Genomic DNA, 1,324 nt, shown 5'->3' with positions numbered 1-1,324 from the left:
CGGTCAGTTTCGTGCTGACTACCCGGTTCTGCTTGTCTATCCGGCTTTTTGCCGGGCGACCTCCCGGTTTGTTCCTTATCCCTGTCATACGTTTTTGCTTTTAGGTGGTATCTTAAAAATTTCTCCCGTTGGTCGCAATTTTCTTTGCTGCCAAGCAAAGCAAGGTGTTTCGGTCTACCGAAACATAACCTTGCTCTCCCTAATCACACAGCCTGCCATCGGTTCATGCCGCCAGCCTTGCAGGTCACATCCTTAGCCCTCTCTTTCTTTTTTCACCCGGATTTTGTCTGTTATCATGCTCCGGCTGGGGCTTGTCGGTAACTGTCAAATCTTGGGATTGCTTCACATTAAGGCTACGCAGATAGTCGTTCAGGTCATTGTGACCGCTGTACAGGTGTGATGCGTCACGTACACGCCATTTGTATTCCTGCCTTATGGCTTCAACCGCTTTCCTGCCTGCCTCGTCATTGTCAAGCATACAGTGTATATGACCGTAACCAGCCAGCGGATATAAGGCTTTATCTACGTTGGCGGTGGAGTTCAGGATAACGTAGTCCTGCCAGTCGGTACAGGGCATACCCGGGCTTTCCCGCTGCCGGATAGTGAGGAATGAAAGATAGTCCATAAAGCCCTCGAACACGAAACAGGTATCTCTCGGCTCTCCCTGCTGCCTTATATGGGTGATGTCTTTCGATGTGCTGCCCTTGAAACAGGGATTGCGAAGCTCGTAACCTCCTGAATCATTCCTGAACGCCAGCGCAAAATAAGGCTTCCCACCGATGCGGTAATACATCTCCTGCACGTATGGGGCTGCCGTTCCGGGGGAAATCCCCCTTTCCTGCAAGTAGCGCATGAGTGCCGGATTCTGTAACGGCTGTATTCTGCGTATCTCTATCGGGCTGGCTGCCTGCCTTTTCGTGTCCCTTTCGGGCAGGTCTTTCCCGTGAAAGGAAAAAGAGGCGGTGTCGCCTTGCTCCAGTCGGCAGATAGCACCGTAGGCGTTGCACCCGTTCTGCTTCATCACAAGGTCGATGAGCGTCCCGCCCTTGCCAGTTCCGTAGTTACACCATAGATTGGCGTTATAATCCACCTTGAAACTCGGTGTGTTGTCCTCCCGTAGGGGGCTGCGGTACATCCCGTAGCTTCCCTTTTCCGTGACGGGCTGGATTCCCAAAGAGTTCAGGTAATCTTTGATACTGATATTGTTGGCTTCCTTGTAGGTCATAATCTTTATTTTTAAATTTAACGATTTAAGTACATGACAAAAATTTGAAAACATCGAATTTTGGGGTATAAGTCGGACGCAGAAGTATTGTTGAAATCT

Annotated in this window: 1 protein-coding gene and 1 pseudogene; both read right to left on the bottom strand. The window is 49.9% G+C overall.

Annotated features, from left to right (window positions below; translation table 11 throughout):
* Positions 1-88, bottom strand: a pseudogene (locus NSB03_RS20635) (plasmid mobilization relaxosome protein MobC); the annotation flags it as partial.
* A 156-nt stretch (positions 89-244) separates the two neighbouring features.
* Positions 245-1,225 carry a toprim domain-containing protein gene (locus NSB03_RS20630; RefSeq protein WP_024988918.1) on the bottom strand — a complete coding sequence of 327 codons (981 nt, stop codon included), beginning with the start codon at positions 1,223-1,225 and terminating at the stop codon, positions 245-247.
* Positions 1,226-1,324: the final 99 nt, after the last annotated feature.

This window comes from Bacteroides acidifaciens (assembly GCF_024623065.1).
GTDB classification, from domain to species: Bacteria; Bacteroidota; Bacteroidia; order Bacteroidales; family Bacteroidaceae; genus Bacteroides; species Bacteroides acidifaciens.
This window is presented reverse-complemented; position numbering and strand designations above follow the sequence as displayed.